This window comes from Anaerotignum faecicola, assembly GCA_024460105.1.
Taxonomy (GTDB): Bacteria; Bacillota; Clostridia; order Lachnospirales; family Anaerotignaceae; genus JANFXS01.
The window spans coordinates 1-393 of record JANFXS010000554.1 but is presented as its reverse complement, the minus strand read 5'-3'; the positions used below and the strand labels follow the sequence as shown (position 1 = coordinate 393).

The following is a 393-nucleotide window of genomic DNA, read 5'->3' as shown; positions in this document are numbered from 1 at the left end:
CGGAACAACAAAAAGCAGCTGCAGAATCATGCTGGAAAATGTAATAATGGCACTGTTTAAAAAGAAATGGAGAAACGGCCCCGATTTCCATGCCTTTATATAGTTCTCAAAATGAAAATCAGACGGAATAAAAATCGGTGGATTTGTCAGAGTTTCCCCGATGGACTTGACTGACGTGGATACCATCCAGACAAATGGAATAATAAACAGCACCAGCAGTATGGCAAACCCGATATACTGTATCACCGTCAATACTATTTTTTTCAATCGGTATGTCAGTTGCAATCGTTTCACCCCCTATTGGTAATGTACTTTTCTTCCCAGTAAATTAAAATAAATAATCGTCATAATTCCGACCAGTACCAGCAGCACGACTCCCGCCGCAGAGGCATA

At 40.7% G+C, this 393-nt stretch carries 1 protein-coding gene; it reads right to left on the bottom strand.

Features of this window, described 5'->3' with window-relative positions:
- The coding region (locus tag NE664_15360) for a carbohydrate ABC transporter permease (GenBank protein MCQ4728010.1) at positions 1-294 on the bottom strand (294 nt) is incomplete at its 3' end.
- Positions 295-393: the final 99 nt, after the last annotated feature.